Annotated in this window: 1 protein-coding gene and 1 other annotated feature; the gene reads left to right on the forward strand. The window is 61.9% G+C overall.

All coding sequences use genetic code 11. The annotated features are described in order from the left end of the window. Positions 1 to 102 precede the first annotated feature (102 nt). Positions 103 to 1283 (forward strand): IS3 family transposase gene (locus ACTWQA_RS59045; RefSeq protein ID WP_443167507.1). Its coding sequence is split into 2 segments (ribosomal slippage): positions 103 to 337 and positions 337 to 1283, totalling 1182 coding nucleotides; the frame shifts between segments, so codons are not numbered across the junction. After that, positions 330 to 443 (forward strand) — a sequence feature (AL1L pseudoknot). Its footprint overlaps the gene before it by 114 nt. Positions 1284 to 1308: the final 25 nt, after the last annotated feature.

A 1308-nucleotide genomic window follows, 5' to 3' on the forward strand; every position in this document is an offset into this window, starting at 1 on the left:
TGAGCTGCCCCGGGTTGGTTGGAGGCTCCCAAGACTGGAAGGCTGGGAGTCGTGCCCGCACCGAGGAAGTACCCGCAAGAGTTGCGTGATCGCGCCGTCAAGATGGTGTTCGACCTGCGTGAGGAGACCGGAGGCAAGGCCGGGGCGATCGCCCGGGTGGCCGACCGGCTCGGCGTGCACCGCGAGGCGTTGCGCTCATGGGTCCGGCAGGCGGAAATAGATGAGGGAAAGCGTTCGGGCACCACATCGAGCGATGCGCAGCGGATCGCGGAACTGGAACGGGAAGTACGTGAGCTGCGGCGGGCCAACGAAATCCTCAAAGCGGCATCCGCCTATTTCGCCCGGGAACTCGACCCGAGACTGCCGCGCTAATCGAGTTCATTGACCTGCATCGGGATCGGTTCGGAGTGGAACCGATCTGCGCGGTCCTGGAGTTTGCCCCGTCCTCCTATCACGAGGCGAAGCGACGCGAGCGGGAGCCGTCGGCTCGCGCGTGTCGCGATGAGGTGTTGAAAGTCGAGATCATGCGTGTGTGGGAAAACTCTGGCAGGAAGGTGTACGGGGCGCGCAAGGTTTGGCGCGAATTGAATCGTCAGGGAATCGAGGTGGCGCGGTGCACGGTCGAGCGACTGATGCGCGATTTAGGTATCGAGGGCGCTTGCGCGCGCCGTAAGCGGCCCCGCACGACGCTGCCGGTCGGCGGGGAACTGCCTACTGACCTGCTGGAGCGGGACTTCGCTGCGCCGGCGCCGAACCGTCGGTGGGTGGCCGACCTGACGTACGTGGCGACAACGTCGGGGTGGGTGTACACGGCGTTCGTGATGGATTTGTATTCGCGGATGATTGTCGGGTGGGAGGTTGCCGATAATCTGCGGGCGGATCTGGCGTTGTCGGCGCTGGAAATGGCGATCTGGTCGCGGCGCGAGAGCCTGGATGGGGATCTAGTGCATCATTCCGATCGGGGTGTGCAATATACGTCGATCTGCTATAGTGAGCGTCTGGCGGAAATCGGCGCGGTGCGCTCGGTCGGTAGCAAAGGTGATTCTTACGATAACGCTGCTGCCGAATCGCTGAACAGCTTGTACAAGAAAGAACTCATCGACTTTCGTGGCGGCTGGCACGGTGTCACCGACGTGATGCTGGAAACTATGGAATGGGTTGCCTGGTACAACGAGACGAGGCTTCACTCATTCTGTGGTAATATTCCGCCGAGGGAGTACGAGGACGCCTTCTATAAGGCGCAGGGATCTACTACGTCATTCGCAAGTTCGCAGGAATCGTAGCCTCCAAGATCCCCGGGGCGGTCCA

Origin of the sequence: Nonomuraea sp. 10N515B (genome assembly GCF_052245915.1) — a bacterium.
Classification (GTDB): Bacteria; Actinomycetota; Actinomycetes; order Streptosporangiales; family Streptosporangiaceae; genus Nonomuraea.